This window comes from Sporosarcina sp. AD_1, assembly GCF_057373025.1.
On the sequence record NZ_JBPVIR010000001.1, the window covers coordinates 280,096 to 305,824 of the forward strand.

A 25,729-nucleotide genomic window follows, 5' to 3' on the forward strand; every position below is an offset into this window, starting at 1 on the left:
CTTTAGTTTTTAGTATACATGAATCAAATATTTTCGGCAACACTAGGAACATCACGTGATACCGTCAAAATCTGCGACATTCCCCTTACCTGTTTCCGGAAACAGCATATGCATATAAGAGAATGCCGGTCGCGACCGCAACATTCAAGGATTCCGCTTGGCCAAGAATCGGGATCTTGACCACTTCATCCGATTGCTTCAATAAATTTGCCGAAACACCGCTTCCTTCATTGCCGACTAACAAGGCAAACGAAGGTGGGGCTTGAATCGCTTGATAATCTTTTGCCTCATGAAGGCCCGTCCCTAAAATGACAGCGCCATTATCTTTTGCGCGCTTGATCCAATCCTCGAGGTTCCCTTTTACAACAGGGAGATGAAAATTAGATCCTTGTGCAGATCGAATTGTCTTTGGGTTGTAGAGATCAGCAGAACCGTGGCCGAGAATGACAGCATCCATTCCAGCTGCATCTGCAGTTCTTATCATTGTGCCCACATTTCCTGGATCTTGCACTGCATCAATGAACAGGAATTTTTTCCAACCGCTAAATAATTCCTCATTGTATTCAGGTTGCCGGCAATGGGCGAAAACGCCTTGGGAATTCTCCGTCTCGGCAAGCTCCTTTGCGATTGCGCTCGGAATTTCAATTTGCTGCACAGCAGCCTCTTTGAAATGTGAAGGAAGTTCCACATCCTCCCGAACAATTAGATGGAGGACAGTACCTTGCGTTTTTAACGCTTCCTCGACGAGATGGAATCCTTCGACGAGAAATTCTCCAGATTTATCACGATCTTTTTTATTTTTTATTAGTTTGAGCCAATGCTTCACTAGTGCATTCTGGCGAGATTCGATTCGTTTCATGTACATAGACATCCTTTTTTCTTTTTAGTGTAGCAAAAAGATGCATAGTTGGCGATGGATTGAACACATTAATAACAGGAGGTTGAATAAAAATGAACTTTCAAATTCGTGAAGCCATTACGGCAAACATGAAAAACAACTCAGCAAACGATATTAAAGGCATTGTGGACGATGCCATTCAACGTGGCGAAGAACAGATGCTTCCAGGTCTCGGCGTGTTTTTTGAAAAGCTTTGGAACCGCGCTGACGAGCAGGAGAAAGAAAAGATTTCCGGAGAGATCGCTCAAGCGTTTTCCGGGCAATAAAATGAAAAGAGCCGTCGGAACTTTTCCTGAAGGCTCTTTTTTTATATTCTCCTATTCATCATGGATTCCTAACTTTCGATCAGCTAAAATAAATGGTAACCATTTACAGAAAGGATAGAAACCAATGAACTTGCTGAAAGAAGTTATCCTATCCATGTTGAAAATATTTGTTTTCTTAGCTGCCGGATTAGCGGGCACTCTCTATATTCTTAAACCGATTTATGAGATGAAAGGTATCGCTTTTACCGGTGATGTGTGGGTCATCTGGTTTGGCCTGGCATACATCCTTTTTGCAGCAGTTACCTTGATAGATGTTTGGTTTCACAAGACAAAACGAAATAAGCTCCACTCTTTTTGGTTTTGGATCTCCTTTATCGCAGCTTGGTTCATTATTCTAATTCCGTTTCAGAACGGTGAAATTCCATTTTGACTATATATGTTACTTAATTATTTTTCCTATTCACGTAGTTGATTGGAGTGCAGAGCGGCGACACCAGTGAACGTCGTTACGAAGAACGGCGTTTGCGAGTAAAAGCGTAGCGTTACGAGCACTGAGCAAGATTACGCTTGAATGGCTTAGCTGAAGCCGTGCCCGCAAAGCATCCGCTCGTAACGGAAATCAACGGTTAGAGACAGTATTTTTTTCAACTTGTATAGCTGTTTTATCACGCTAATAATGTAGCCAAAACCGCTTTCTGTGCATGCAGCCGATTACCCGCTTGTTGGAATACATATGAATTCGGCCCATCAATGACAGAGGCTGAAACTTCTTCCTCCCGGTGCGCAGGCAGGCAATGAAGGAACATGTAATCGGATTTGGCGTGCGCAACGAGCTGATCGTTAATCTGGAATCCCGCAAAGTCATGCAGCCGTTTCTCCGTCTCCCCCTCTTGACCCATGGAAGTCCAGACATCTGTATAAATAGCATCTGCATCTTGAACCGCCATTACCGGATCTTGCATCACAAGGACGCTCCCGCCATTATCCTCCGCCAGCTTTTTCGCTTTTTGTAATAAAAATTCGTTATATTCATACCCGGCGGGAGTGGCAACAGAGACGTTCATTCCCATATGAGCCGCCGCTATTACTAGGGAATGAGCTACATTATTCCCGTCTCCCACGTACGCCAATTTTAAGCCCTTTAAGGAGCCTTTCCCTTCTTTGATTGTCAATAGGTCAGCCAGAGCTTGGCAAGGATGAAATAGATCTGTCAAACCGTTGATGACAGGAACGGATGTATGCTGCGCCAGTTCTTTCACCATCTCATGAGAGTTCGCCCGGATCATAACCCCATCCAAATATTCCGAAAGCACATGCCCGGTATCATAGATGGATTCCCCACGGCCGATTTGCAAATCTCTCGCGTTCATGAACATGGCATGCCCGCCAAGCTGAATCATTCCCACCTCGAAAGAAATACGCGTTCGAGTCGAATGCTTTTCAAAAATCATGCCCAGCGTCTTCCCCGCAAGCACCGGAGGCATAATCCCCTTTTGCATTTTCGATTTCATATCATGCGCTTTTTGCAATAAGTATGCAACCTCTTCACTGCTGTAATCTAACAGGCTCAACAGGTCGCGCCCCTGCAAGTTCCCCTCTATATCAACGAAATTCTCCTTATATTTCACCATGCCATTCTCTCCCTTCCAGTTTGTATACTCTAGTATATATATGCATAAATATTAAGTCAAATGAATTTTTATTAATCAGTTGGTGGGTATCTACCTTTTTTGAAAAATAAAAAAAGAAATCCCGCTCCAACTGAGCTAGATTTCTTTTTCACTTAATTTAGTTTAGTTAAATGTAATCTCGTTCACCGTATCACGATCCAATTTTTTGATAACTTCAACAATGAGCTTGACTGCATTTTCATAGTCATCACGATGGAGCATCGCTGCATGAGAGTGAATATATCTTGTTGCGACACAAATGGCAATGGACGGAACGCCATTGTTGCTCACGTGGATGGAGCCTGCATCGGTGCCTCCGCCTGCCAATGCTTCAAATTGATAAGGGATGCCGTGCTCTTCCGCTGTATCGACGAAAAGGTCACGAAGTCCTTTATGGGACACCATTGATGCGTCAAAAAGGAAAATTTGAGGACCGTCGCCCATTTTGCCCATTGCTTCTTTGGATGTTACACCCGGCGTATCGCCTGCCACGCCGACATCAACCGCAATTCCGATATCCGGCTTGACTTTTGCAGCAGCCGTTTTCGCGCCTCGCAAACCAATTTCCTCTTGCACAGCGCCAACGCTGAAGAGAACATTCGGATGATCTTCTTTCTTCAATGCTTTCATTACATCAATCGCAATCGCACAACCAATGCGGTTGTCCCATGCTTTTGCCAGCAAGTACTTGTCGTTATTCATGACAGTGAATTCAAAATAAGGTACGACCATGTCGCCAGGCAATACGCCCCACTCAAGCGCTTCTTCCTTGGAGCTCGCTCCGATATCGATGAACATATCTTTAATATCAACCGGTTTCTTCCGAGCTTCTGCTGATAGGATGTGAGGCGGCTTGGAGCCAATGACGCCTGTTACTGTGTCGCCCTTCCTTGTCACTACCGTCACCCGCTGCGCAAGCATCACCTGGGACCACCATCCGCCTACTGTTTGGAAGGATAGAAATCCTTTTTCATCGATTTTCGTCACCATGAAACCGACTTCATCCAGATGGCCGGCAAGCATGATGCGCGGGCCATCCGCAGCACCTGTCTTTTTAGCAATCAATGAACCAAGGCCGTCCTGTTCAATTTCATCTGCAAACGGCTCGATATACTTTTTCATCACTTCACGGGGTTCTCTTTCGTTCCCCGGAATGCCTTTCGCATCCGTGAGGTCTTTTAACATGGTTAATGTTTCATCCATTTTCGGCAATTATTTCGCCCTCCTAAACAATTCGTATATGAGTAGTATAAGACATGTTGAGACCGTTTTCAAAACTTTTCAGCAAAAAACCAATACTCATTCTTTCTTTATGTACTGTGCCCTATTTTCACCTTTTATTCCATAAACGAACCCCCAATTGTCATCGTCGTACAATTGGGGGCTGCTCAAACAGATCTGTATCTGCAAATCGACAGACATAGTTCTTCCAAAACGCGGAAAAGTGAGGATCCTCTGTATGAAAGCCAAAGCCTAGGAACCAGCCTACTCAATGAATGTCATCTTGAACGTACATCAAGATCTATGCTGCGTCTCCTAATGGCCAAATGAAGATCCTCTACTAATGGATAGATGAAGGAGAAAACAATGGTCGCATCCAGTTTGCGCACTAGATGATCTTGAGGAACCAACTGTTCTATTGTCAGCATTTCCAACTGTTCGCATTCATTGATTTGGTTCTTATTTATCATTTCCATCACCTCATTCATTAAATAGAAAATACCGTTGATTGGAGCGGCGACTCCAGCGGGAACAGCGCGAGCTGAAGACCCTGGACTGAGCGCAGCGAGGGAAGCGGCTGAAGCCGTGCCCGCGGAACGCGTCCGCTCGCAGCGCAAATCAACATTTTTAACTCTATCTCTATTTTATAAAAATAGACTGATGGCAACACCAAAATTCAAGAAGTTTGTCTACAGACTGAAGTAAACTGCTCGTTTACTGGTGATTTTATAAAAGCTCTTTTCTTAGTTCTGCCGGGCTCTTTGGGGATAATAAACCAGGTGCAACATCGTATACGGTTTTCGCACCGCTATCACCCGCCTGGTTCATTTTGTATGCAGCCCGGGCATAAGCCACAAGCACGCTCGATGTAAATTCAGGGTTGCTGTCAAGCGTCAAAGAAAACTCCATCACTTGATTGCTCGCTTCGCCGGTTTTCCCGCTTCGGATGACGAATCCTCCATGCGGCATGGCAGCATGATCCTTTGCAAGCTCCGCTTCGCTAATGAAATGAACCGTCGTATCATAATCTGCGAAGTAGTCGGGCATTGTGACGATCTCCCGCTCCACACTCTCTGCATCTGCACCCTCCTGAAGGACGACAAAACATTCACGGGTATGTTTTTCACGGGTGGACAACTCTGGTTGCACGCCGCTTCGAACGCGGTCCACTGCTTCTTCAACCGGAATCGTATACTGTACGGCTCCTTTAACTCCTTCGATTCTTCGTACAGCATCCGAATGCCCTTGACTGAGGCCTTTCCCCCAAAATGTGTATGTTGCTCCTTCCGGCAAAACAGCTTCTCCAAACAAACGATTAATTGAAAATAATCCTGGATCCCAGCCGACGGAAATGATAGCTGTCTTGCCATTCGGTTTAGCCGAAGCATCGACCCTTTCGAAATACTCAGGTATTTTCGCGTGCGTATCAAAGCTGTCGACCGTATTAAAGGAAGCAGATAAAGCCGGCCCTTGTTCTGGCAAATCATTTTTGGAGCCCCCACACAATATCAAAACGTCAATTTCATCCTTAAACTCTTCAATTGTAGCCAATGGACGAACGGGAATAGCAGAATCCAATAACGAAACACTGTCAGGCTCTCTTCGCGTAAATACTGAAACAAGTTCCATGTCGCTGTTCTGCCTAATTGCAGATTCCACGCCTCTTCCTAAGTTACCGTATCCAACAATCCCGATTTTTATTTTGTCTTCCATAACTGGCACCATCCCTTATCCGAATTTTTATTCTACCATTCTACCGTTATCACATTACTTTTACCATTCATTTTTTTCGTTCACAAACTATCCTTTTCCACTCCTCCCCCAAAAATGGTACAGTAGAAAGGACTACGAAGTTTTGAAATGAGGCCCGTTCTATGCGTTTCTTTGTGTACCTAATTGTGTTCTTTTCTTTTTTTGATTTGTTTTCCCAATTGCCGATTATGAGTCCGTTCGCCCTATCGCTGGGAGCTTCCTCATTTTTGACCGGGCTGGCCGTCGGAATTTATTCATTCTCCAACACGATTGGCAATGTCATCTCAGGGTTCATGACCGATCGGAAGGGGCCTTTCCTCGTCTTGTTGACCGGCTTATTCGCTTCAAGCGTTTCCCTATATCTTTATATGTTCGTGGTTGGCCCATATTCATTGCTCGGCATTCGCTTTCTCCATGGTTTTATGGAAGGATTGATTGTACCTGCAGCTTTTACTTTCCTTGCAAATCGTGCAAAAGAATCGAAGAGAGGCCGTAGCGTCGCCATATCCGGAGCATTTGTCGGCATGGCGGCAATAATAGGACCGGCGTACAGCGGCATCGTTGCTTCCAAAACATCCGCTGCGTCTATCATGGTAATCAACGGGGTCATCATGCTGATTCTCGCGATTCTCGCCATTTTCTTCCTGCGCAACTTTTCCTTTGAACGAAAAGGAAAATTCACTGCCGGGCAGCATTTCAAAGTACGCGAGTTGTTCCGCCATCCAGGTATGCAACGAGCGTTTGCAGGCGCCTTTTTCCTCATGTTCTCGCAAGGGGTCCTGGCGCTGATTCTGCCTTTGAAAGTCGAAGCACTCGGATTTGATACGAAAATGACAGGAATGCTTCTCAGCACCTTTGGGGTCGTTGCCATTTTGATCTTTTTATTGCCAATCAACCGTGTCTTTGATCGGGTGCGCCCTATGGTGACGTTGGCTTTTGGCATCTCCATCATGGGAGTGAGCATGCTGTTTTTGAGCCAAATGGATGATTTAGTTTATTTATTTGTGGCACTTGCCATTTACGGAATAGGATTTGCTTTTCTATTTCCGTCTATCAACTCGTTGCTCATCGACTCTTCATCTCCTGAATATCGAGGAAAAGCTTACGGCTATTTCTATGCATTCTTCTCCATCGGGGTTGTGGCTGGCTCCAGTGTAATCGGCTATTTGAATCTTACGTATAACGGAGGATTTATGGTAACGGGGTTCGTTCTAATTGGCATCGCCCTCTATACCATTCTCGGCATGAGAAAAAAGAAAAGCTATGCATAATAAAAACCAGGCAGACCATCCATGCGGATCGTTTGCCTGGTTTTCTTTAATTAGGAACTGCTTCGGATTGAAATGTAATAATTTCCTTAATAAATGCTTCGCCGTACCGCTCCATTTTGGCTGCCCCCACCCCATTCACTTCGAGGAACTCCTCTTCAGATGTCGGCATTTTTGCAGCCATATCACGCAAGGACTTGTCCGAAAAGACGACAAATGGAGGTACGCCCGCTTCTTGCGCCAGTTGCATCCGCAAGGCACGCAATTGGTTGAAGAGCGGATCTTCTTTCGTAATCTGTTTCGACGTTACGGTACCTTTCCGATAGACCTTTATTTTGCCGGTCAAAACATCTTTCCCAAGTTCCGTCACATAAATGATTGGAAATTGGCCGTTCTCCACGCCAAGATAGTTTTCCGAGATAATGAACTCGATAAAATCAGAGACATCTTTTGAATTCCGGTCTTTCATCAAGCCGTAAGTGGATAGCGTATGGAAATTGAACTCCAGCACTTTTTTATTGCGAGAGCCAGTCAGCACTTGTGCAATTAACGTCTTGCCAAAGCGCTGCCCCATGCGGATTACACAGGAAAGCACTTTTTGAACATCTACCGTCACGTCAAAACTTTCTCTTGTATCCGTGCAATTCGCACACCGTTTGCAGTCTGTTGCTTCCGTTTCTCCGAAATAAGAAATGATGAATTTCTGAAGGCACGATTCAGTATGGCAATAGTCCACCATCGATTGCAATTTCTCCAGTTCTGCGGGAATGCGGTTCATGTCCTGCGATTGATCAATCAGGAATCGCTGCGTCAGCACATCCTGGGAAGAAAAGAGCAGCGTACATTCACTGTCCAAGCCGTCACGGCCGGCACGGCCTGCCTCCTGATAATAGCTTTCCATGTTTTTCGGCATTTGATAGTGGATGACGTATCGGATATTTGACTTATCGATCCCCATTCCAAATGCATTCGTTGCTACCATAACTGTGGCTTCGTCCATCAGGAACCTGTCCTGCTCCTTTTGCCGTTCGATATCCGATAAGCCGGCATGATATTTCGCTACCTGACATCCCATCTTCGTTAATGTAGCGTGCAATTGGTCGACAGCTTTTCTAGTCGCGGCGTAAATAATGCCTGCTTCCCCGCTGTTCTTTCGGACATGGTCTTTCACATACGCCTCCCGGTCTTGGCCTTTAATGACGGAGAACGTCAAATTGCTCCGCTCAAAACCGGTCATCACCGTATTGCTATCGCCAATCCCTAGCTGTTTGCAAATATCCTCCCGAACAGCCGGAGTAGCGGTTGCTGTCAAAGCCAAAATGACAGGCTTCCTGTCGAATAACGGAATGATTCGGTTAATCATCCGATAACTCGGGCGGAAATCATGGCCCCACTGGGAAATACAATGCGCTTCATCGATTGCAATCATGGAAATATCCATTTTACCGATTTGCTCTATAAATGAAGGTGAATCAAATCGCTCAGGTGCAATATAAAGTAATTTGTATTTGCCTTCCAATGCGTTTTCCATCGTCCCGAAATATTCTTCTGATGATAACGTGCTATTAATAAAGGCAGCTGGGATGCCTAGCTGATGCAACGCATCCACTTGGTCCTTCATCAACGAAATGAGTGGTGAAATAACGAGGACCGTCCCTTCCATCACGAGGGCAGGCACTTGATAACAGATGGATTTCCCGCCCCCTGTCGGCATAACGCAAAGGGTATCTTCGCCATCAAGGACTTGTCGGATCACCTGCTCTTGTCCTGTCCGGAATGACGAGTAGCCGAAATAAGTTGTTAAAATGGATAACGCACGTTCGATCAGAACCACCTCCAATTGGATTACATGAAAAGAGAATCCGCTCAATTTCTATTTTAAGAAATTACACTTCCTACTCGACAACAACCGCCGAGAATCTCTAGCTCCCTTTGTCTTTCTGTTATTCTCAGCATACCAGAAGTTTGAAGCTAATAAAATAAAACAGCCGGTTATTTCCACAGCAACTTGAGGCAGTAAAATATCCTATCTGCTCAGTTGCCAAACGGCAGAACGAGACGGTTGATAACGATGCCGCTGTGAGAATCATCTTTTTCAGCGACACATACAATTTAACGCCAGAGACTGCATAGAATAAGAATAAACGAAAAACCGCCCTCTTTTAAGAGAGCGGCGTTAAGCAGATGAAATGACCCTGATTGTCAGGAAATCTCCCTTTGGTTCATCATCTGAGAAAATACATATGTATGGCGGAGACGAGAGGATTTGAACCCCCGCGACGCGTGAACGCCCTAGCTGATTTCGAGTCAGCCCCCTTCAGCCTCTTGGGTACGTCTCCATTTATGACATCCATCATTGTACTAAAAAGAAGGGACATTGTAAAGAATGATTCATCCAAAAATGAAACCTGCTAACTTCCATTACTCCACCTTGCTTCCCGCCATAGACCAAATATACATTGAATTGTTTTATGTTGAATTTCGACGTTGAAGAGTGGCATCCTGCAATCAAATCAAGCTCCCCAAATTCCCTTCCCTAAGTCTGATGCATCCACTCAACAGACCTTTAACTTCTAATTAATTTCCAGCAATTTCGTAGTACCAAGCACCTCAATAATCTCGCTCCAACGATTTTTCACTTTTGACGCAGATTCCCCATCATCTGTTCTGCTGGCACGAAATTTGTCATCAAACCCATTCAGGAAGTTCGCCCTTCCATGGCCACACTCTTGTCGAAGCTGTTTCCATCTTCCAGTAGTTTCCCATCTAATCAATACAAGACAATATTAACACGTATCCCTTGCATCATATGGGTATCTACAGCTCCGTGATACAAAAAAGGCCGGAAATACGCTTATCGCGTACAACCGACCCGCTGGATATTGAATCTGAAAGCATTAGACTTTTGCAATTCGGATATTACTTACCATTAAAGCACCAAGCACGAACATCAAGATGACAAAAAACTGTGGTCCCACATACGGGCTTAAAAAATAGCTTAGAGTCAATAAGACACCTGCCGCTGTAATCGGCACGCCATAAAAAGCTCCATCAAATTCTTTCACATTATAACGCGCAAGACGAACCGCACCTGTTATAATAAAAAAGATTGTTGCTGCAATGCCAACCCATAACATCATCGATAAATCAGTATGATAAATTAAAAGGGCCGGTGCCACGCCAAATGAAACCAAGTCGCTTAACGAATCCAACTCCTTGCCAAACTCTGACTCGGCCTGGAAGTGCCTAGCGACCATTCCGTCAAAACGGTCAAATATTGCCGCCAGGAAGATGAACACGAGGCTCATGTGACTCAAGTCCTTTGTAATGAGGATAATGGCGACAATTCCAAGCCCAAGGTTGGACAACGTAATGGCATTGGCCAATTGTGATTTCACTTTTGTATAATCTAAGTATCTGGATAAGAACATGTTTTTCCCCCCTATCAATTTCTAATATGAATATATAGCAACGGAGACGATTGAAATGAAAAGAACCTTATTTAAATATTTCGTAGAACTTACAGGACATCCAGTATCGTCCGCCCTTTTAAAATCCATATCCCAGTCCCCGCTAAGCAGGCCATTGATTAAACCTTTCGCCAAAGCTTATGGGATTAACGAATCAGAAGCCGAGTATGCCATCGAAACATACGGCAGCCTTCAAGCCTATTTCACACGCAACTTAAAACAAGGTGTTCGAAATACCGAACCAGCTCCCAATATTCTTGTTTCCCCGGTAGATGGCGTCCTAAGTGCAGCGGGAAAGTTGGAGAAGGAGCAGACTTTTATTATTAAGGGCTATTCCTACAGTATAAAGCAAATTCTGGGGGATGAAAAGATAGCAAAACGATATGAAAACGGTTACTATTGTATTTTTTATCTATCACCCAGTCATTACCATCACTTTCACTATCCAATCGATGGCAACTTAATTTCAAGATATGCACTGGGCACCGTTTCCTATCCTGTAAATGACCTGGGTCTGCGTTTGGGCGATCGGCCATTTGCAACTAATTACAGATTGATCTCTGAATTGGAAACTACATTCGGCCAAGTGGCCATTGTAAAAGTAGGCGCGCTGAATGTCAATAGCATCCACATCCAAAATAATACAAAAAACTGCATAAAAGGTGAGGAATTCGGCTATTTCTCCTTCGGTTCTACCGTTATTTTATTCATTGAGCAACACGAATCGTTCCAGCTATTGCAAAAACCAGCTACAAATATTATGATGGGCGAGTCGATCGGCATTTGGACATAATCTACTATCATTCAAATTGGAGAAGGTTGTATGCTGCAATTTCAAGATTTCTTTATACAATATGGCTATTATGCGATTTTTATCTTTCTTGCTCTTGGAATTTTCGGATTGCCACTTCCCGATGAGGTGGTAGTGGCATTTGTCGGACACCTTTCGTCCCTCGGCACATTCAATTATCCGGTTGCCATGGCGGTGACGATGCTAGGCGTAATGTCGGGCACCCTGGTAACATTCACATTCGGCAGAAAGATCGGAAAACCGCTATTAGATAAATACGGAAAATGGATTTCTTTGTCACCTAAACGGCTTCAGCTTGTGAATAGATGGTTTGACCGTTACGGCTCTTGGGCTGTCACGATCGGCTATTTCGTTCCCGGCATGCGCCATGTTATTTGTTACATGTCTGGATCAAGCGGAATGGACTTTAGAAGATATATTCTCTTCGCATCCATCGGTACTGCCATTTCCTCTATTCTTTGCCTGACGATCGGGTATCTAATCAAACTTCCATTTTAAAAAACTCAGCAATGAAAAAGAGGCACTTTCTGTAGATTAGCAGAATGGGCCTCTTTTTTATTCATAACTACTTCCATTCACCCCGGCATAATGTTATTGGGATAACCACTCAGTTTTTCTTAGAGTCTGGACAGCCTCTCTCGGCAAAAGCGGTTTACTGATATAGTAGCCTTGAATTCTCTCGGCGCCCAACATCTCCAGTGATCGAAGCTGTTCGAGTTTCTCGACTCCTTCTGCAATCGTTCCTAAACCGAGTTCCTCTGCAATTCCAATAACTCCTCGCAAAACTGCTTTGGATAACCCATTATCAGTTTCCAGCTCCCGCACAAACGCCCGGTCAATTTTGACAAATTGAAATGGCAGCAACCTCAAGATGGACAATGAAGAATAGCCTGTTCCAAAGTCGTCAAGCGCAGTTTGGATTCCCATAGCATTCAAAGTGGAAATCACTTCTTTTGCCGTCTCGATATTTTCTACTACGACTGATTCGGTTAATTCAAACACTAGACGCGTCGGGTCTACACCTGTATCCATCAGCGTCGTCATCACATCTCGCAAAAACGTAGGATGCAATAATTGCTTGACTGAAATATTTACGGTAACGGTAAAATCATGGAAACCATCCTCATCCCACCGGATTACTTGCATAGCTACTTCATGAATGAGCCATTTTCCAATCGGAATAATCAAATCGGACTCTTCCATATAAGGAATGAATTCCATTGGCCCTACTTCACCGAGTTCGGGCGATGACCAGCGCATCAAGGATTCGAAACTGACGATATTATTTAGTGCAATGCAATAGATCGGTTGGTAGACGATGTATAACTCATTGCGTTCTAGCGCCTTTTCCAATAGCAGCTCCACTCTCCTCCGATGGGCACAAACCGCCGAAAGCTCATCCGTCATATAAATGTATTGGCTGCCCCCAGCCTTTTGCGCTTCTTGATTTGCATGCGCGGCATCCTGAATGATTTCTCCAGCTTGGTCACCCGATGCCGACTGTCGAATACCAACACTTACAGATATCCAAACAGGAGCTTCAACCCCTACATCGATCGGTTCATTGAACAACGCAACTACATGGGCAGCGAAGGATTCATCCCCGTACCCGCCGCCATATCGGATAATGGCAAATAGATCCTCCCCAATACGATAAACTTGTTCTTTTCCAGAGAAGGCTGCCAGTTTCCTGCAGACATAATAGACAATCCGCTCACCAATATGATAGCCATGTCGTTCATTTAAATCGACAAACCGGTCGATTGAAACGAGGAATAAAGAAAATGGCTTATCTTTTTCAGCCGTCAGTGCTGACTCAAGGTCCTCCTCTAATCGAAGCCGGTTTCCGAGCCCTGTAAGCAAATCACGCTTCATCCGATTTCTTTCTTCACGTTCGATGTGGTTGACATAAATCACAATGACAATGACAACAAGCACCGAAATGAAGAGAACTAGACCATTTTGCCAAAGTGCTTCGTCCAACTGCTTGCGATCGGGGTTCATTTCTGAATCCACTACGACAATCCAATCATTCCATGTCATTTCATAGGACAAGAAATGCGCCGTTCTCAGATTGATATCTATAGATCCGGAAGGTTTGGCATGGATTGTCGATAAGAACTCACTGAAATCGGGTACAAGATCGCTTAACCGTTCTTCATCTGTAGAGGAAAAGAAAACTTCATCGTTTTTCAATAAGAAAACCCCTCCGGGCAGATGGGATTCCTTTGCTATTTCTCCGAAGATATTTGACATATTTACAACACCTGACAGCACGCCAAGTGGTTTTCCATCTTTATAGATGGGAACCGAAATAGCAATGACTTTCTGGGTAGGATCCTGCCGCAGACGGAAAACATCACTAAACGCAATTTCTCCATTCAAGGCTTTTCGGAAAGACTTTTCTTGTTGTACTCTAAATTCTGACCCATCTGATGCAAGAATGACTCCTTTTTCATCAATGATGCCCAGTCCGGCAAAAAAAGGCATCTTTTCATTTTGCCGATGCAGGTAAAGCAATAATTCTTGTCGATCTCCCATGACAGTTGGAAGATAATCTGCAATTAACTCCAGTTCTACAATCCGTTCGTAAGAAAATCGGTTCGTTTCAGCTACGAAATTAGAAAGGAGCTCCTTCGTTTCTCTTTGAACGGAATCTTGAACATATTTCTTTGTCGAGATGAAATTCGCACTGATTAACGCAACTATACTGACGAAAACAACAGTCAAACAACTATAGATGACCAGCTGCCTTTTTGTCATACCCACACTTCCATCCTAGCCTTGCCGGCTCTCATTCTATCAAAAGTATACTGAAAATAAGTTTACTAGTCATCCGCCATTCAGAACTTTTTTACTTCTTATGACCTAAAATAATATCATTCCAACTAGAACTTCACTCCCAGTCTTGATCCTTCAGAGCGCATTCGACATTTTTAGCATTTTAATAGGATCATCCGACATTTTCATGTAAGCCCCTGTCGAATATTAATAATGATATCTTCTTGATAAGAATTATTTGTCGATAATTATTATAAACAAAATGATAGCTTTCCGTTTTACACTTTGCTATAGTTATCATTGAACATTGATAAATCAATAACTAAGGGGGATTTCACTCATGTCCAATAATGATAATCGTTCTCAAAATAGGTTAACAACTGCTGCTGGAGCTCCAGTTGTTGATAATCAAAACTCCATGACAGCCGGTCCAAGAGGTCCTGTCCTTCTTCAAGATGTCTGGCTAATTGAGAAACTGGCTCACTTTGACCGAGAAGTTATTCCAGAGAGACGGATGCATGCAAAAGGATCAGGTGCGTATGGCACATTTACCGTAACAAACGATATTACCCAATATACGAGAGCTAAACTCTTTTCTGAAGTCGGCAAACAAACTCCGATGTTTGCACGTTTCTCCACAGTAGCCGGAGAACGGGGTGCAGCAGACGCCGAGCGGGATATCCGTGGCTTCGCTTTGAAATTCTACACAGAGGAAGGAAACTGGGATCTTGTCGGAAACAATACACCCGTCTTCTTCTTCCGGGATCCTCTTCAGTTCCCAGATTTGAACCATGCGGTAAAAAGGGATCCACGCACAAACATGCGGAGTGCGACAAATAACTGGGATTTCTGGACGTCCCTACCGGAAGCATTGCATCAGATTACTATCATTATGAGTGAACGAGGCATTCCGAAAACGTACCGGCATATGCACGGTTTCGGAAGCCATACGTACAGCATGATCAATGCCAACAACGAACGGGTTTGGGTAAAATTCCATTTCCGCTCCCAGCAGGGCATCGAAAACTTGACCGATGCGGAAGCGACAGAGTTGATCGGCCATGATCGCGAATCCCATCAGCGCGACTTGTTAAACAGCATTGACAACGGAGACTTCCCAAAATGGAAAATGTATATTCAAGTCATGACGGAAGATCAAGCTTTGCAGATGGATTACAATCCATTTGACTTGACGAAAGTCTGGTTCAAAAAGGACTTCCCACTCATCGAAGTTGGAGAATTTGAATTGAACCGCAATCCGGATAACTATTTTGCTGAAGTGGAACAAGCTGCTTTCACGCCGGCAGCGATCGTACCTGGCATCGGCTTCTCACCTGACAAAATGTTGCAAGCCCGTCTTTTCTCGTACGGAGATGCGCAACGGTACCGTCTTGGAGTCAACCATCACCAAATTCCGGTCAACGCACCGAAATGTCCGTTCCATAGCTTCCACCGCGATGGAGCTATGCGCGTAGACGGCAATCATGGCAGCCGGACTTCCTATGAACCAAACAGCTTCGGCGAATGGAAGGAGCAGCCAGACTTCAAAGAGCCGCCACTCAAGCTTTACGGAGATGCAGCCCACTGGGATTTCCGCGAGGATGACAGCGACTACTTCACGCAGCCAGGTAAGTTGTTCAATTTGATGAATGATGACCAAAAAGAAATTCTCTTTGGCAATACTGCACGCAATATGGGGGATGCTCCAAAGGAAATCAAGATCCGGCATATCCGCCATTGCTACCAGGCAGATCCTGCATATGGAGAAGGAGTAGCGAAAGCACTTGGCATTTCAATGAATGAGGTACTCGAAGAACAAGTTATCGGCTAATAAAAAACAGGAGGAGAAAATATTACGTTTTCTCCTCCTGTTTTACATTCTTTTATTTATCACAAAGTCAGCCCCCATCAACCGAAAAAATACAAAGACTCCTCGATCATGCTCTGGAAAGGAATCTTGTTATTTCTTATATTATTCTCAAGTTCGTTCAGCTTCCATTTCTGCCAATCCTCCAGGCCCTCCATGTCCCACGTGTTCTTGAAGAGCGAATAAAGAAAGACTTCTCTCATTTGCATGGAGATCAAAACCTGCTCCATCACTGTTCTAGACAACGTTTTCTTTGAGGTATATCCGGATAGGAATGATTGAAGGAAGACACTCGGGAAATCATCCCAATCAGGGTGAAACGATGTACCCGTCCATAGGGCATGATAGATGGAAACCGCTATGTCCTGTGCATAGAAATGATTCCCGCAATCGTCGAAATCAAAGAAGATCAGTTTCCCTTCTCGTATATGAAAATTCCCTTGATGGAGATCATGATGGATAAAACCATACACCTCTGCGTTCTGTTCCCATCCACTCATTTGCCGCACCAGCCGTTGAAATGCATGACGGAGCCATTCTTCCTCCAGCTTCATTAGCTGCAGCTTTTCGAAACCTGATCTGCGTCCCTGTATATCCAGCTTGTCTACGCAGTGCATGGCGGCCAATTGCTGACCCCATTCATGGAAAAGCGATTCATTCCATACATTTGTATCGAGCACATCGACCTGCAGCCCTTCGGTATGTTCAAATAAACAAAGCCAATAGGATTCTCCGTTGTACGTGAATGGAAAAACGGAACGATCGCCGATGGTTTTAAACGATTTTGCGACAGCGATGCCACAGGATCTGAGATGATCCAGCCACTGCATTTCAGCTTCTAATTCCTGCTCCGTTCTATCTTGTTGCCGGCATAACCGGACAGCTGCTCTTTGCTCATTGACTTGCACGATAAACACTTCATTGAAAAAACCCTCTGCTGCTTTAGTTATGTCAGTCACCTTCGCATTAAGATGATCTTCTATCCACTTCTTTACCTGCTCTTCTTTACTCATATACTGATCCAATAGCGCCGCAATACAGTACCATCCCTTTCTTTAAAATCAACATCTCTTACTCCGCCAAGGCGAATAATAGTCCGCTCCGACGGAATATTCCCTTCTTCGCATACTACAAGCGCCCTTTCAATTCCAAGCTGTCTTAACTCAGCAAGCGCCAGCGAGAGGAAGACCCGACCATAGCCATTTCCTCTTTCACTCGGCCTGATTCCTAAGCTGATATGTCCCTCCGTGTTAACTAAGCGCTCGTTCAGCCCGTGTCGCAAAACCGCAGCACCAATCATGCGCTCATTCTGCAGCAGCCAAAATGTAGAATACGGCACCCAACCATCGGGAAGCCCGATTCCTTTTTCAGCATCTGCACATCTCTGGACAAACTCTTGAACATCACCAAGCACTTTGCGAATGAAGGACGGCGTGTATTCTTCATTCGGAGATTTCCATTCTTCACGGAATGACTGATAACTAGCTTGATATGCAGCTGCTGGTTTCACTAACTGAAATGTCATTGCTTTACACTCCTAGTCCGACTCATTGTTATGATAACTGGCCTGCTTTTACTCGTTTCACCAACTGTCTCCACTCAATATAAGCATTTACATCCAGTTACGCAATGTCTTTTTTCTTCTATTGCGAAAATAAAGCCGTTCAGATTTTTTTATTCGCGCATGACAATCGCTTGAATAAAAAACACCAAGAATCCATATGCTATATGTCTAAGGAACGGTTACTAGCAACATCGAACAATTTGTCGGGAGTGAAACCATGGAAACGGCAAGAACATTACCCCATTCAAGAAGCAGATTATGGAACGCGTCTTTCCTGCTATTATGCTTAAGCATGATAGATGCCATTTTTACAGATCTCGGCTTGCGCCAAGGGCTGATCGAAGAGTTCAACCCTATCATGAGATCGATATACGAGATGAATATCCCTATTTTTTATTTGATCAAATTCTGCCTTCCGTTGGCACTCTTATTTTTGGTAACTAAAATAACACATCTGTTATATTTACGTTTTTTGTTGTTGTCAGCTTTACTCTTGTACATTACGGTGGTTGTCTACCATATTTGCTGGATTGTCATGGCGGCACTCCCGCTTTCATAAAGATTCGAGATCTGCCACCCACCTAATGGACTGGTCGGATCTCTTTTTATTTCTCTTACATAAAAAAACCGTTTCCACGGGGATCACTCACAAGTAATCCACACGGAAACGGTACATTTAGTCATTTATTTTGTTTTTGGATCTGCCACATTAAACATATTTGCAACAATCAAACCGGTAATCAGCGCGATGGCACTCATTACAAATGGAGTCCCGCTCTCAGGAATACCCGGGTAGATGACGAAAATGGAGCCGAGAATCAACCCGATAATGATGGCAAACATGCTGTGCGTATAATGATGCAGCAAATATGCAATCGCCTTGCTGCTCACAATGAATCCAACAATAACACCAGCACCGATCACGAGGATCAATGGGAAATTCATAGTGGAAAGAGCATTAATTGCTGTCGGGTAGACACCGAGCAGCAATAAGATGAACGAACCGCTGATCCCAGGCAGCAACATCGCCATGCTCCCTGCCCAGCCTGCAAAGAACAGGCCCAGTGTATTCGTAGCAGTCAACGAAGTGATGATAGCGGCGTCAGCCGGTTTGATGAAGGCTGTCGATGCCAAAGCTGCCGCGACAAGAAGCAACAGAAGATAATGCCCAAATTTAAAATTCGTCCGCACATTCGCCTGTTTGGAAATGAAAGGAACAATGCCAATGATTAAACCAAGAAAGAAAAACTGAGTGGGCTGATTATAATGCTTCAATAAATAATCGATGACCCGGCTGAATAACACTAATGTTAAGCCGATCCCTATGCCAAGAGGCAAAAGAAAACCGATGTGTTTCTTCCAGTCCCGGCTAAAAAAACCACTAATTGAAGATAATAAACGATCATAAATTCCAAGGATGAACGCAATCGTCCCTCCACTGACACCAGGTATCAAGTCGCTGATTCCCATTAAAAATCCGCGATAAATATTTTTCCATTCCATTGTTGTAAAGTCCTCCAAAATTCAAATTCACTCTTAGTAGTATACCATCTACAACCAAAAATAAGGACAAGAATGTAGTCGTGAATCAATTTGACAAAAATAAGAATGTTGTCAATACATACATGATGGTCTTTGAGGAACGATGTGCGGGGTTCAAACGCCAGATTTTTTAGCCATATTTCTCTGAGTTAATAACTTTATTCTGGCCCACTTAAAGTCTAGTTGACTTTACAATATGTATGGTTTACCATACATATAATATAATTTGCAAGGAGTTTGTTCCAATGATAAAAAACCGTGTTAAAGAACTCCGTGCACGATTTGATTTAACACAAGGAGAACTGGCTGAGAAGGTCGGAGTAACGAGACAAACCATTGTCGCTCTGGAAAAGGGCAGCTATACGCCTTCCTTGTTACTCGCCATGAACCTTGGTGAAGTATTCAGTTTGCCAATAGAAGAAATATTCAGTAAGGAGGATGATTAAGTTGGGGATGTATGTAGTCGTGTTTCTCCGGATTATGTTGTTCATCTCAACATCTGTAATGGTTTATGATTTTCTCGTAATCCAACAAAGTTTCATTAAAATGGAGAGAGGATTTACTACTGGATTTAGTGTGTATATTTCACCTTGGCCCGGATATTTTTTTATTGGCAGTGTTCTTTTCTTCTTGATCGCTAATATCATCCAATACATTGTTGTTCGGAGAAATAAAAATTCAGACATCAAAGCATTCATGAGTTTTGAATACAATGTTTCCGATGAAAGGGCTGTGGCCAATACACGGAAGGCAGTCAGCATAGCGTTTGCACTACTGCTTGTCTATTCTTTTCTAATGATTGGTTCTTATCTTTATATTCCCAACTATTTTGTGGATCATATTTGGTATCCCTTATTCACGACTGCATCCATACCAATTTTCGGTCTCATCGTCTATTTAATATCCTATAAGATTTTGGAATACAAATAAAATGGATAGGGTAACTTTTCATCCTAAAGCCCGCTTGGAATATACCTAGCACCTCGGTCGATTTGCCGTCTGCTTAATTATTCGATATACAACATTGGCGCGAGGTAAGCTAACGTACCTGGCGCCAGTTCATTCATTTCCCTTGTTCCTTTTTCAATTTCTCAATCCGTTCTATATAGTCATCAATTTTTTTATCAATCCGGTCCGACTCATCCTCAATTAATGTATCTTTTTCTTCCTCAAGTGCATTGATAATCTGATTGTATTGCTCTCGGTGCCTCTCTGCAATTTTCAACAACTCATCATTTGTTGCTTGATCAATTAATCCTTCCCCTTCGAGAAGTTTAGCAGCACCCGCCAAACGATAGCTTTCTACACGGATCAAGTCTCTAGCAGTGGTTGCCAGTCTCCGTACTTTGTCATGTGCCATCGTTTTGGGCCATGCATCCGCCTTAAAATACATTAAACTGACTAAATCCAAATCAGACGGCAGCCACATTTTTGAGATTCCATCGGTCATTTCCTCTAAGGAATCAGCTGCCAAATATGTGCCATTCCCTGCCTCTGCCACTTGCTTTAATTGGCTTTCAGCCGCTTGATCCACTTGAAAACCAATGACATTCACATGCCGTTCTTTTGAAAGCTCGGCAAAAGACTTTGCTTCCTCGACTGGATTCCCATCGCATGTCTCAGCTCCATCGCTGACAATATATAATGTCAGATCCTCTTCCGTCTTTTCATGGTCAAGCCGAGCCTGTTTAATGGCACCTGCCAACGGGGTCCAGCCACTTGCTTTCACTGAATCAACGGCTTGTTCAAATTCTTTTTCTTTATATTTACTCAATGGATATACTTCATCAATCGTCCCGCAAGACAACGATTTATCCGATTTGTTTTGAGTGCCTGCGTGGCCGTACACATATAACGATACGTCACTTTCACTACCGATTGTGGCGGCAAATCCTTTGACTGCACTTTTGGCAGTATCCATCTTCAGCTTGCCGTCAGCCTGAAGCAGCATACTGGAGCTGGCGTCCAACAGAATAATTGCCTTTGACGGGATAGCAGCCGGTTTCCCTTCAGCTGTTATTTCGTAAGGTTCCGGCAAAACCGGCTCCTTAAAGGCTGGTGAAAAATGAACTAATGGCTCAACAACCTCCTGATATCGAGCGCCTCCGAGCAAATGAAGGAACACAGCATACAATTCTTCTGGATCCTTAGTTGACTCAAGAATTGGTCTCATTTCATCCAAAAAGTCCTCTCGAATGTCAGCGTGAACCTCTTGGCCAACCCACATAGATGTTTCCTGATCAATAGAAAACTCTTTCGTCAGTTGACCAGGCGGAAACTGCGCCAGTTCTTCGGCAGTGGATGCGGCCTGGCCCAGTTGGATTGACATTGTATGTGTTTTTTCCTCTTCCTCCTTCTGACTTACCGTATTTACTTTCTCTTCTGCCTGCTTTTGTCCCTTTGTATCGCTTGCAGGTTGCGCCTCTTCGGTTTTACCTCCATCGGAACATCCTGCTGCTACTATACAGGACGCAAATAGTATAGCGGTTCTGATGATCGCTCTCATGTCTGTTCCCTCCTAATGGAAATCTATTTCCTATACGCAAGGTAAACTGAATAGTTTCTTTTTCAGCCGTAAATGAATCAATATGATATAGATTTTTCCAGTTCATAAGGTTATTAAATGAATTTAGTCCTACTCATAGGGAAGGGACAAACAATCCTGTTGATCTTAGCTTCGAAACACAAAAAACTGCAATCAAATTCGAGATGACTCGAACTTAACTGCAGTTATTTGAGTTATTTACTTGGCGTACTAATTTAGCTACAAATCAATTAACCGTTGCCGCTGTTTCCTCACGACGTTTTTCAATAGCTTCAAGCCGTTGATTAAACTCGTCAACCGTCATATTGTGTTCTACAAAATAACGGTTACGCGGATGCGTACGGCATTCATCAGAACAGCTTCTCATATACAAATGCTCGTTTTCTTCCGAGCAGAGGATTTTCGCATTACATTCTGGGTTCGCACAATTGACATACCGTTCGCAAGGCGTACCGTCAAAATGATCGCGACCTACAATAACGTGTTCAACTTGATTGACCGGTACAGCAATCCTTTCGTCAAACACATAGCATTGTCCATCCCATAACTGACCCTTAACAACTGGGTCTTTTCCGTATGTCACAATGCCGCCGTGCAAGTGAGCTACATCTTCAAAACCTTCACGCTTCAACCATCCAGTGAATTTCTCACAACGAATTCCACCTGTACAATAAGCAAGGATTTTCTTACCTTCGAACATTTCCTTGTTTTCCTTAATCCAATCTGGAAGTTCGCGGAATGTCTCGATATCCGGACGGACGGCTCCTCTGAAATGGCCGAGATCATACTCGTAGTCATTGCGGGCATCCAAAACAACTGTATTTTCTTCTTGCATTTGCTTGTAAAATTCTTCTGGACTTAAATATTCTCCAGTCAATTCCGTTGGATCAATATCCTGATCCAAACTTAAATTGACGATTTCAGTTCGGTAACGAACGTGCATTTTTTTGAAAGCATGTCCATCCGTTTCGTCAATTTTGAACCAGAGATCCTTAAACCGTTCATCGCTATGCATTTTCGCCATGTAGGCATCGGTTTGCTCAATCGTACCTGAACATGTTCCATTAATGCCTTCCTTACCGATCAGGATCCGGCCTTTCAAGCCAAGTTCCTTACAAAATGCCAAGTGCTCGGCAGTAAATGTTTCTGGGTCTTCAATTTCTACATATTTGTAGAATAATAATACCCGATATCCGCCTTTTTCCATTTCGTCAACCACCTTCTGTTTTTTCTCTTTGCAATAGGGATAACAGCAAGTTCGGTTTAACAATATTCGATTGTAAACACATAACAGCTAACCCGCATTTGCAAGATCCGGGCCTTGGACATTATATCACAAAAAACTCTCATATAAAAGGGAATGACGGGGATTTCCTGTTATAAAAACAATCACTTTTATGCAGTGATATTTGCTTGTTATAGGGAGTAAACTACTTCCAATACTTAGGTTACGAACAAGCTGTTGTTTTCCGTTCCAGCTCTCGCTTTCCGCGGGCATGGCTTGAGTCAATCGAACAGCAAAGGGTTCGATTTGCCGTATTTCTGGGGTTTTTCAAGCATCCCTATACTCCAAAAGCTTTGCTCCCTGCGGGGTCTCAAGGCTCATGCTATTTCCGCAGGAGTCGAGCGCCTCCACTCCAAGCAACAGGTGCGTAGAGAGGAAGAAAGGTGTATGCACCAACTAGCCCTAACTATATTTGTATTTTCACAAGGCCAGTTGAGCTAACGTAAGGATATCCAGCTACGAAGCTTTGACATATACGTAATGATACCGGTTGTTGTGTTGGGTAAGTTGAAATGTGACTTTCAAAAACTTATTCACACTTGCAAACTCCCCCACCCTCCGAACTATAAAATGATAGAGTAAATTATTTATCTTACATTTCGCTAAAACAAAACTACTAGAAGAAGTTCAATTTCTCTACTCTCTTTTTTTATAAAAACACTACTTAACCCATTGTGTCAGATTTTGTATGTTGTATACTAGAGAAAGATAAAGTTTCGACAAAAGATCGTTTTATTCGAAACTATTTTCCAACTATCCCCGTCTAAGTCTTTACAAAGGAAAAAGGAGTTTAGCAGAATGAGAAAACCTAGGCGGAAAATCTGGATTGATTTTGCGTTTTCAATCACCATTATTTCATTGACCATTGCCGCGATCTTTATTATCTCCAGGCCGAGTAACAGCAAAGAGCAACCGAAAAACCAAACAAACGGAACGGCTTCCGTGTCCATCGAATCCATCGAATCCAGTTATCCAGGAATTAAAATTGTCACCGAAATGTCTAATGATAAAAAAATGCCCTACGCCATTCAATATCCACAAAGTGCACATAACGAGTTCAATGAACAAGTACTTTCCTACATAAATGACGAACGAGCAACCTTTCTAAAACGAATGGAGCAATTGAAGAAAACGAAGAAGGATCCTACTGGTGAACTCAATATATCATTTGAGACCATGCACCACAAATCAGGTCATTATTCCTTTGTGATGGTATCTGGAAGCAATTTCAGCGATGGGAAAACATCCATGGCCATTCATTCTTTCCACTTGCATCCTTCGACAGGCGCAATGCATACGATTGCCGATGTCATGAACCGCAATCCGGAACATTTGAATGTCCTGTCTACGAAAGTGAAGAAGGAGTTACAAGCTGATCCATCTTTACAAGGAAAATTGGCAGATGACTATGAAAAGTGGCTTGCCCCTTTGTGGAGCAACTTCAGGGAGTATGCACTGACAGATGAAGCGGTCATCTTCTATCTCAATCCGCAAATTGTGACGGATCGTACGATTGGCCAGCCTATTGTATCCGTTCCACTTTCCTCTATTAACTCGATTGTGTTAAAAGCTTATCAATCGGAAGAGGCCGATCCTTTACAGCTGGAAGGACAAATTGGGAAAAAGCCCGAAAAGCCGTCCCATCCAGAAAGCTCAAAAGAGGATGAAACAACCGGCGAAGGAGAAGCAACTCATCCCGATCAACCTCTTGCCAAGAGAGTTGCATTGACGTTCGACGATGGTCCAGAGCCAAAAGTGACTCCTCAAATTCTTGAAATACTGAATCGCCATGATGCCAAAGCAACTTTCTTCATGTTAGGAAGCCGGGTAGAATATTATCCTGACGTCGCCGCTGCGGTTCAACAGGCAGGACATGAGTTAGGAAATCACACGTGGAACCATCCGAATCTTGTTAAACTTCCCAGTGCCCGGGTAATAGAAGAAATTCAAAAAACGTCAGCTAAGATTGAAGAGGTAACAGGACAAAAGGCGACCGCGTTCCGACCACCTTACGGGGCAGTGAACCAACGAATTCGCGGTCTTTCCGATATCCCGATTGTCTTGTGGGATGTCGACACGTTGGATTGGCAGCATCATGATCCAACCAAAATACTAGAAAAAGTGAAGCAGCAGACGAAAGACGGCAGCATTATTTTAATGCATGATATTCATCAGTCGACTGCAGACGGGCTCGATGCTGTCCTAACGTATTTGGAAAGCGAAGGCTATTCATTTGTCACCGTCTCTGAATTACATGAATGACATTTGAGACCAACTAAAAAAGCGACGGATCCCTTGCGATCCGTCACTTTTTTGTTTTTTAAAAACAACTTGCCTACTAAGAAAGCTATTCATAGGAGAACAGTTTTGTTATAATTCTTTTAGAACAGAATGGAGGAAGGATCATTGCAAATTCAAATCGAACCCGCTTCTGATATACCTATTTACACCCAGCTGGCCAATCAATTGATTGCTTTGATTGCGAAAAAAGAATTAAAACCAGACGATACATTGCCATCTGTCCGGTCCTTGGCAGCAGATTTGGGAGTCAATATGCATACAGTGAACAAGGCGTATCATGAGCTTCAGCAAAAAGGGATTATTTCTGTCATTCCAAAGTCCGGTGCTGTCATCAATCCAATACCGGAAAAGAGTACAGAATCGAGCAGAGATCGCATGCGCGAAACACTTCACCCTTTGATCGCTGAATCGATCGTCTATGGCATGACGCGAGATGAAATCCTCTCGCTTGCATCGTCTCTCATTTCGGAACTCACGGAGGAATAACT

The 25,729-nt window shown here is 43.6% G+C and carries 23 protein-coding genes, 1 tRNA gene and 1 pseudogene; 11 read left to right on the top strand and 14 right to left on the bottom strand.

Translation table 11 applies throughout. From position 1 onward, the window contains the following. Positions 1-85: 85 nt before the first annotated feature. On the bottom strand, positions 86-859 hold the full coding sequence (locus ACSW3C_RS01430) for a TrmH family RNA methyltransferase (protein ID WP_486560483.1): 774 nt from the start codon (positions 857-859) through the stop codon (positions 86-88). 92 nt (positions 860-951) lie between these two features. Here ACSW3C_RS01430 and sspI point away from each other — a divergent pair, with 92 nt between their 5' ends. Further along, positions 952-1,164 carry a small acid-soluble spore protein SspI gene (sspI, locus tag ACSW3C_RS01435; protein ID WP_238082466.1) on the top strand — a complete coding sequence of 71 codons (213 nt, stop codon included), beginning with the start codon at positions 952-954 and terminating at the stop codon, positions 1,162-1,164. 124 nt (positions 1,165-1,288) lie between these two features. Further along, positions 1,289-1,594, top strand: a complete 306-nt coding sequence (locus ACSW3C_RS01440; RefSeq protein WP_486560484.1) for a hypothetical protein — start codon at positions 1,289-1,291, stop codon at positions 1,592-1,594. Between the two features lie 235 nt (positions 1,595-1,829). Here ACSW3C_RS01440 and argF read toward each other — a convergent pair whose 3' ends face one another. From argF to ACSW3C_RS01460, 4 genes and pseudogenes are all read right to left on the bottom strand, one after another. Continuing rightward, entirely contained in the window at positions 1,830-2,795 is a 966-nt protein-coding gene (gene argF, locus ACSW3C_RS01445) for an ornithine carbamoyltransferase (protein WP_486560485.1), read from the bottom strand. Positions 2,796-2,957: 162 nt separating this feature from the next. Then, positions 2,958-4,046, bottom strand: coding sequence for a M42 family metallopeptidase (locus ACSW3C_RS01450; protein WP_486560486.1), 1,089 nt, complete (start codon positions 4,044-4,046; stop codon positions 2,958-2,960). 172 nt (positions 4,047-4,218) lie between these two features. Further along, a pseudogene (locus ACSW3C_RS01455) lies at positions 4,219-4,525 on the bottom strand (IS5/IS1182 family transposase); the annotation flags it as partial. A 256-nt stretch (positions 4,526-4,781) separates the two neighbouring features. Continuing rightward, positions 4,782-5,768 (bottom strand): diaminopimelate dehydrogenase, encoded by a 987-nt coding sequence (locus tag ACSW3C_RS01460; RefSeq protein ID WP_486560488.1) that lies wholly within the window; start codon positions 5,766-5,768, stop codon positions 4,782-4,784. 161 nt (positions 5,769-5,929) lie between these two features. On the opposite strand from ACSW3C_RS01460, the gene ACSW3C_RS01465 reads away from it, so the two are divergent. Then, positions 5,930-7,078, top strand: coding sequence for an MFS transporter (locus ACSW3C_RS01465; protein WP_486560489.1), 1,149 nt, complete (start codon positions 5,930-5,932; stop codon positions 7,076-7,078). Positions 7,079-7,124: 46 nt separating this feature from the next. Here ACSW3C_RS01465 and recQ read toward each other — a convergent pair whose 3' ends face one another. The 3 genes from recQ to pssA all read right to left on the bottom strand — a co-directional run bounded on the left by recQ (position 7,125) and on the right by pssA (position 10,506). Beyond that, positions 7,125-8,903, bottom strand: a complete 1,779-nt coding sequence (recQ, locus tag ACSW3C_RS01470; protein ID WP_486560866.1) for a DNA helicase RecQ — start codon at positions 8,901-8,903, stop codon at positions 7,125-7,127. A gap of 420 nt (positions 8,904-9,323) precedes the next feature. Further along, positions 9,324-9,414, bottom strand: a tRNA-Ser gene (locus tag ACSW3C_RS01475). 558 nt (positions 9,415-9,972) lie between these two features. Then, positions 9,973-10,506, bottom strand: coding sequence for a CDP-diacylglycerol--serine O-phosphatidyltransferase (pssA, locus tag ACSW3C_RS01480; RefSeq protein ID WP_486560490.1), 534 nt, complete (start codon positions 10,504-10,506; stop codon positions 9,973-9,975). A 55-nt stretch (positions 10,507-10,561) separates the two neighbouring features. On the opposite strand from pssA, the gene ACSW3C_RS01485 reads away from it, so the two are divergent. Next, positions 10,562-11,338, top strand: coding sequence for a phosphatidylserine decarboxylase (locus ACSW3C_RS01485; protein WP_486560491.1), 777 nt, complete (start codon positions 10,562-10,564; stop codon positions 11,336-11,338). A gap of 30 nt (positions 11,339-11,368) precedes the next feature. Beyond that, positions 11,369-11,854, top strand: a complete 486-nt coding sequence (locus ACSW3C_RS01490) for a DedA family protein (RefSeq protein WP_248509259.1) — start codon at positions 11,369-11,371, stop codon at positions 11,852-11,854. Between the two features lie 93 nt (positions 11,855-11,947). Here ACSW3C_RS01490 and ACSW3C_RS01495 read toward each other — a convergent pair whose 3' ends face one another. Then, positions 11,948-14,119, bottom strand: a complete 2,172-nt coding sequence (locus ACSW3C_RS01495) for a bifunctional diguanylate cyclase/phosphodiesterase (protein ID WP_486560492.1) — start codon at positions 14,117-14,119, stop codon at positions 11,948-11,950. A gap of 358 nt (positions 14,120-14,477) precedes the next feature. On the opposite strand from ACSW3C_RS01495, the gene ACSW3C_RS01500 reads away from it, so the two are divergent. Further along, positions 14,478-15,968, top strand: coding sequence for a catalase (locus tag ACSW3C_RS01500; RefSeq protein ID WP_486560493.1), 1,491 nt, complete (start codon positions 14,478-14,480; stop codon positions 15,966-15,968). 77 nt (positions 15,969-16,045) lie between these two features. Here the strand turns inward: ACSW3C_RS01500 and ACSW3C_RS01505 are convergent, their stop codons facing one another. Beyond that, positions 16,046-17,017: a phosphotransferase enzyme family protein gene (locus tag ACSW3C_RS01505; RefSeq protein WP_486560494.1), complete on the bottom strand. Its 972-nt coding sequence runs from the start codon at positions 17,015-17,017 to the stop codon at positions 16,046-16,048. Continuing rightward, on the bottom strand, positions 17,014-17,529 hold the full coding sequence (locus ACSW3C_RS01510; RefSeq protein ID WP_486560495.1) for a GNAT family N-acetyltransferase: 516 nt from the start codon (positions 17,527-17,529) through the stop codon (positions 17,014-17,016). Before ACSW3C_RS01510 ends, ACSW3C_RS01505 begins: the two co-directional genes overlap by 4 nt. A gap of 256 nt (positions 17,530-17,785) precedes the next feature. On the opposite strand from ACSW3C_RS01510, the gene ACSW3C_RS01515 reads away from it, so the two are divergent. After that, entirely contained in the window at positions 17,786-18,127 is a 342-nt protein-coding gene (locus tag ACSW3C_RS01515) for a DUF5658 family protein (protein ID WP_486560496.1), read from the top strand. A 125-nt stretch (positions 18,128-18,252) separates the two neighbouring features. On the opposite strand, the gene ACSW3C_RS01520 is transcribed toward ACSW3C_RS01515, so the two are convergent. After that, on the bottom strand, positions 18,253-19,071 hold the full coding sequence (locus ACSW3C_RS01520) for a DUF368 domain-containing protein (RefSeq protein ID WP_486560497.1): 819 nt from the start codon (positions 19,069-19,071) through the stop codon (positions 18,253-18,255). Between the two features lie 284 nt (positions 19,072-19,355). On the opposite strand from ACSW3C_RS01520, the gene ACSW3C_RS01525 reads away from it, so the two are divergent. Together ACSW3C_RS01525 and ACSW3C_RS01530 are read left to right on the top strand one after the other, a co-directional pair. Continuing rightward, complete coding sequence (locus tag ACSW3C_RS01525; RefSeq protein ID WP_486560499.1) at positions 19,356-19,556, top strand: helix-turn-helix transcriptional regulator; 201 nt, start codon at positions 19,356-19,358, stop codon at positions 19,554-19,556. A gap of 1 nt (position 19,557) precedes the next feature. Further along, positions 19,558-20,040 (top strand): hypothetical protein, encoded by a 483-nt coding sequence (locus tag ACSW3C_RS01530; protein WP_486560501.1) that lies wholly within the window; start codon positions 19,558-19,560, stop codon positions 20,038-20,040. 133 nt (positions 20,041-20,173) lie between these two features. Here the strand turns inward: ACSW3C_RS01530 and ACSW3C_RS01535 are convergent, their stop codons facing one another. Both ACSW3C_RS01535 and trhO read right to left on the bottom strand, forming a co-directional pair. Continuing rightward, entirely contained in the window at positions 20,174-21,616 is a 1,443-nt protein-coding gene (locus ACSW3C_RS01535) for a VWA domain-containing protein (protein WP_486560503.1), read from the bottom strand. A gap of 265 nt (positions 21,617-21,881) precedes the next feature. Beyond that, on the bottom strand, positions 21,882-22,862 hold the full coding sequence (gene trhO, locus ACSW3C_RS01540; RefSeq protein WP_486560504.1) for an oxygen-dependent tRNA uridine(34) hydroxylase TrhO: 981 nt from the start codon (positions 22,860-22,862) through the stop codon (positions 21,882-21,884). A gap of 876 nt (positions 22,863-23,738) precedes the next feature. Between trhO and ACSW3C_RS01545 the strand changes: the two genes are divergently transcribed. After that, on the top strand, positions 23,739-25,202 hold the full coding sequence (locus tag ACSW3C_RS01545; RefSeq protein WP_486560505.1) for a polysaccharide deacetylase family protein: 1,464 nt from the start codon (positions 23,739-23,741) through the stop codon (positions 25,200-25,202). 144 nt (positions 25,203-25,346) lie between these two features. Continuing rightward, positions 25,347-25,727, top strand: coding sequence for a GntR family transcriptional regulator (locus ACSW3C_RS01550; protein WP_486560506.1), 381 nt, complete (start codon positions 25,347-25,349; stop codon positions 25,725-25,727). The last annotated feature ends 2 nt before the right edge of the window (positions 25,728-25,729 follow it).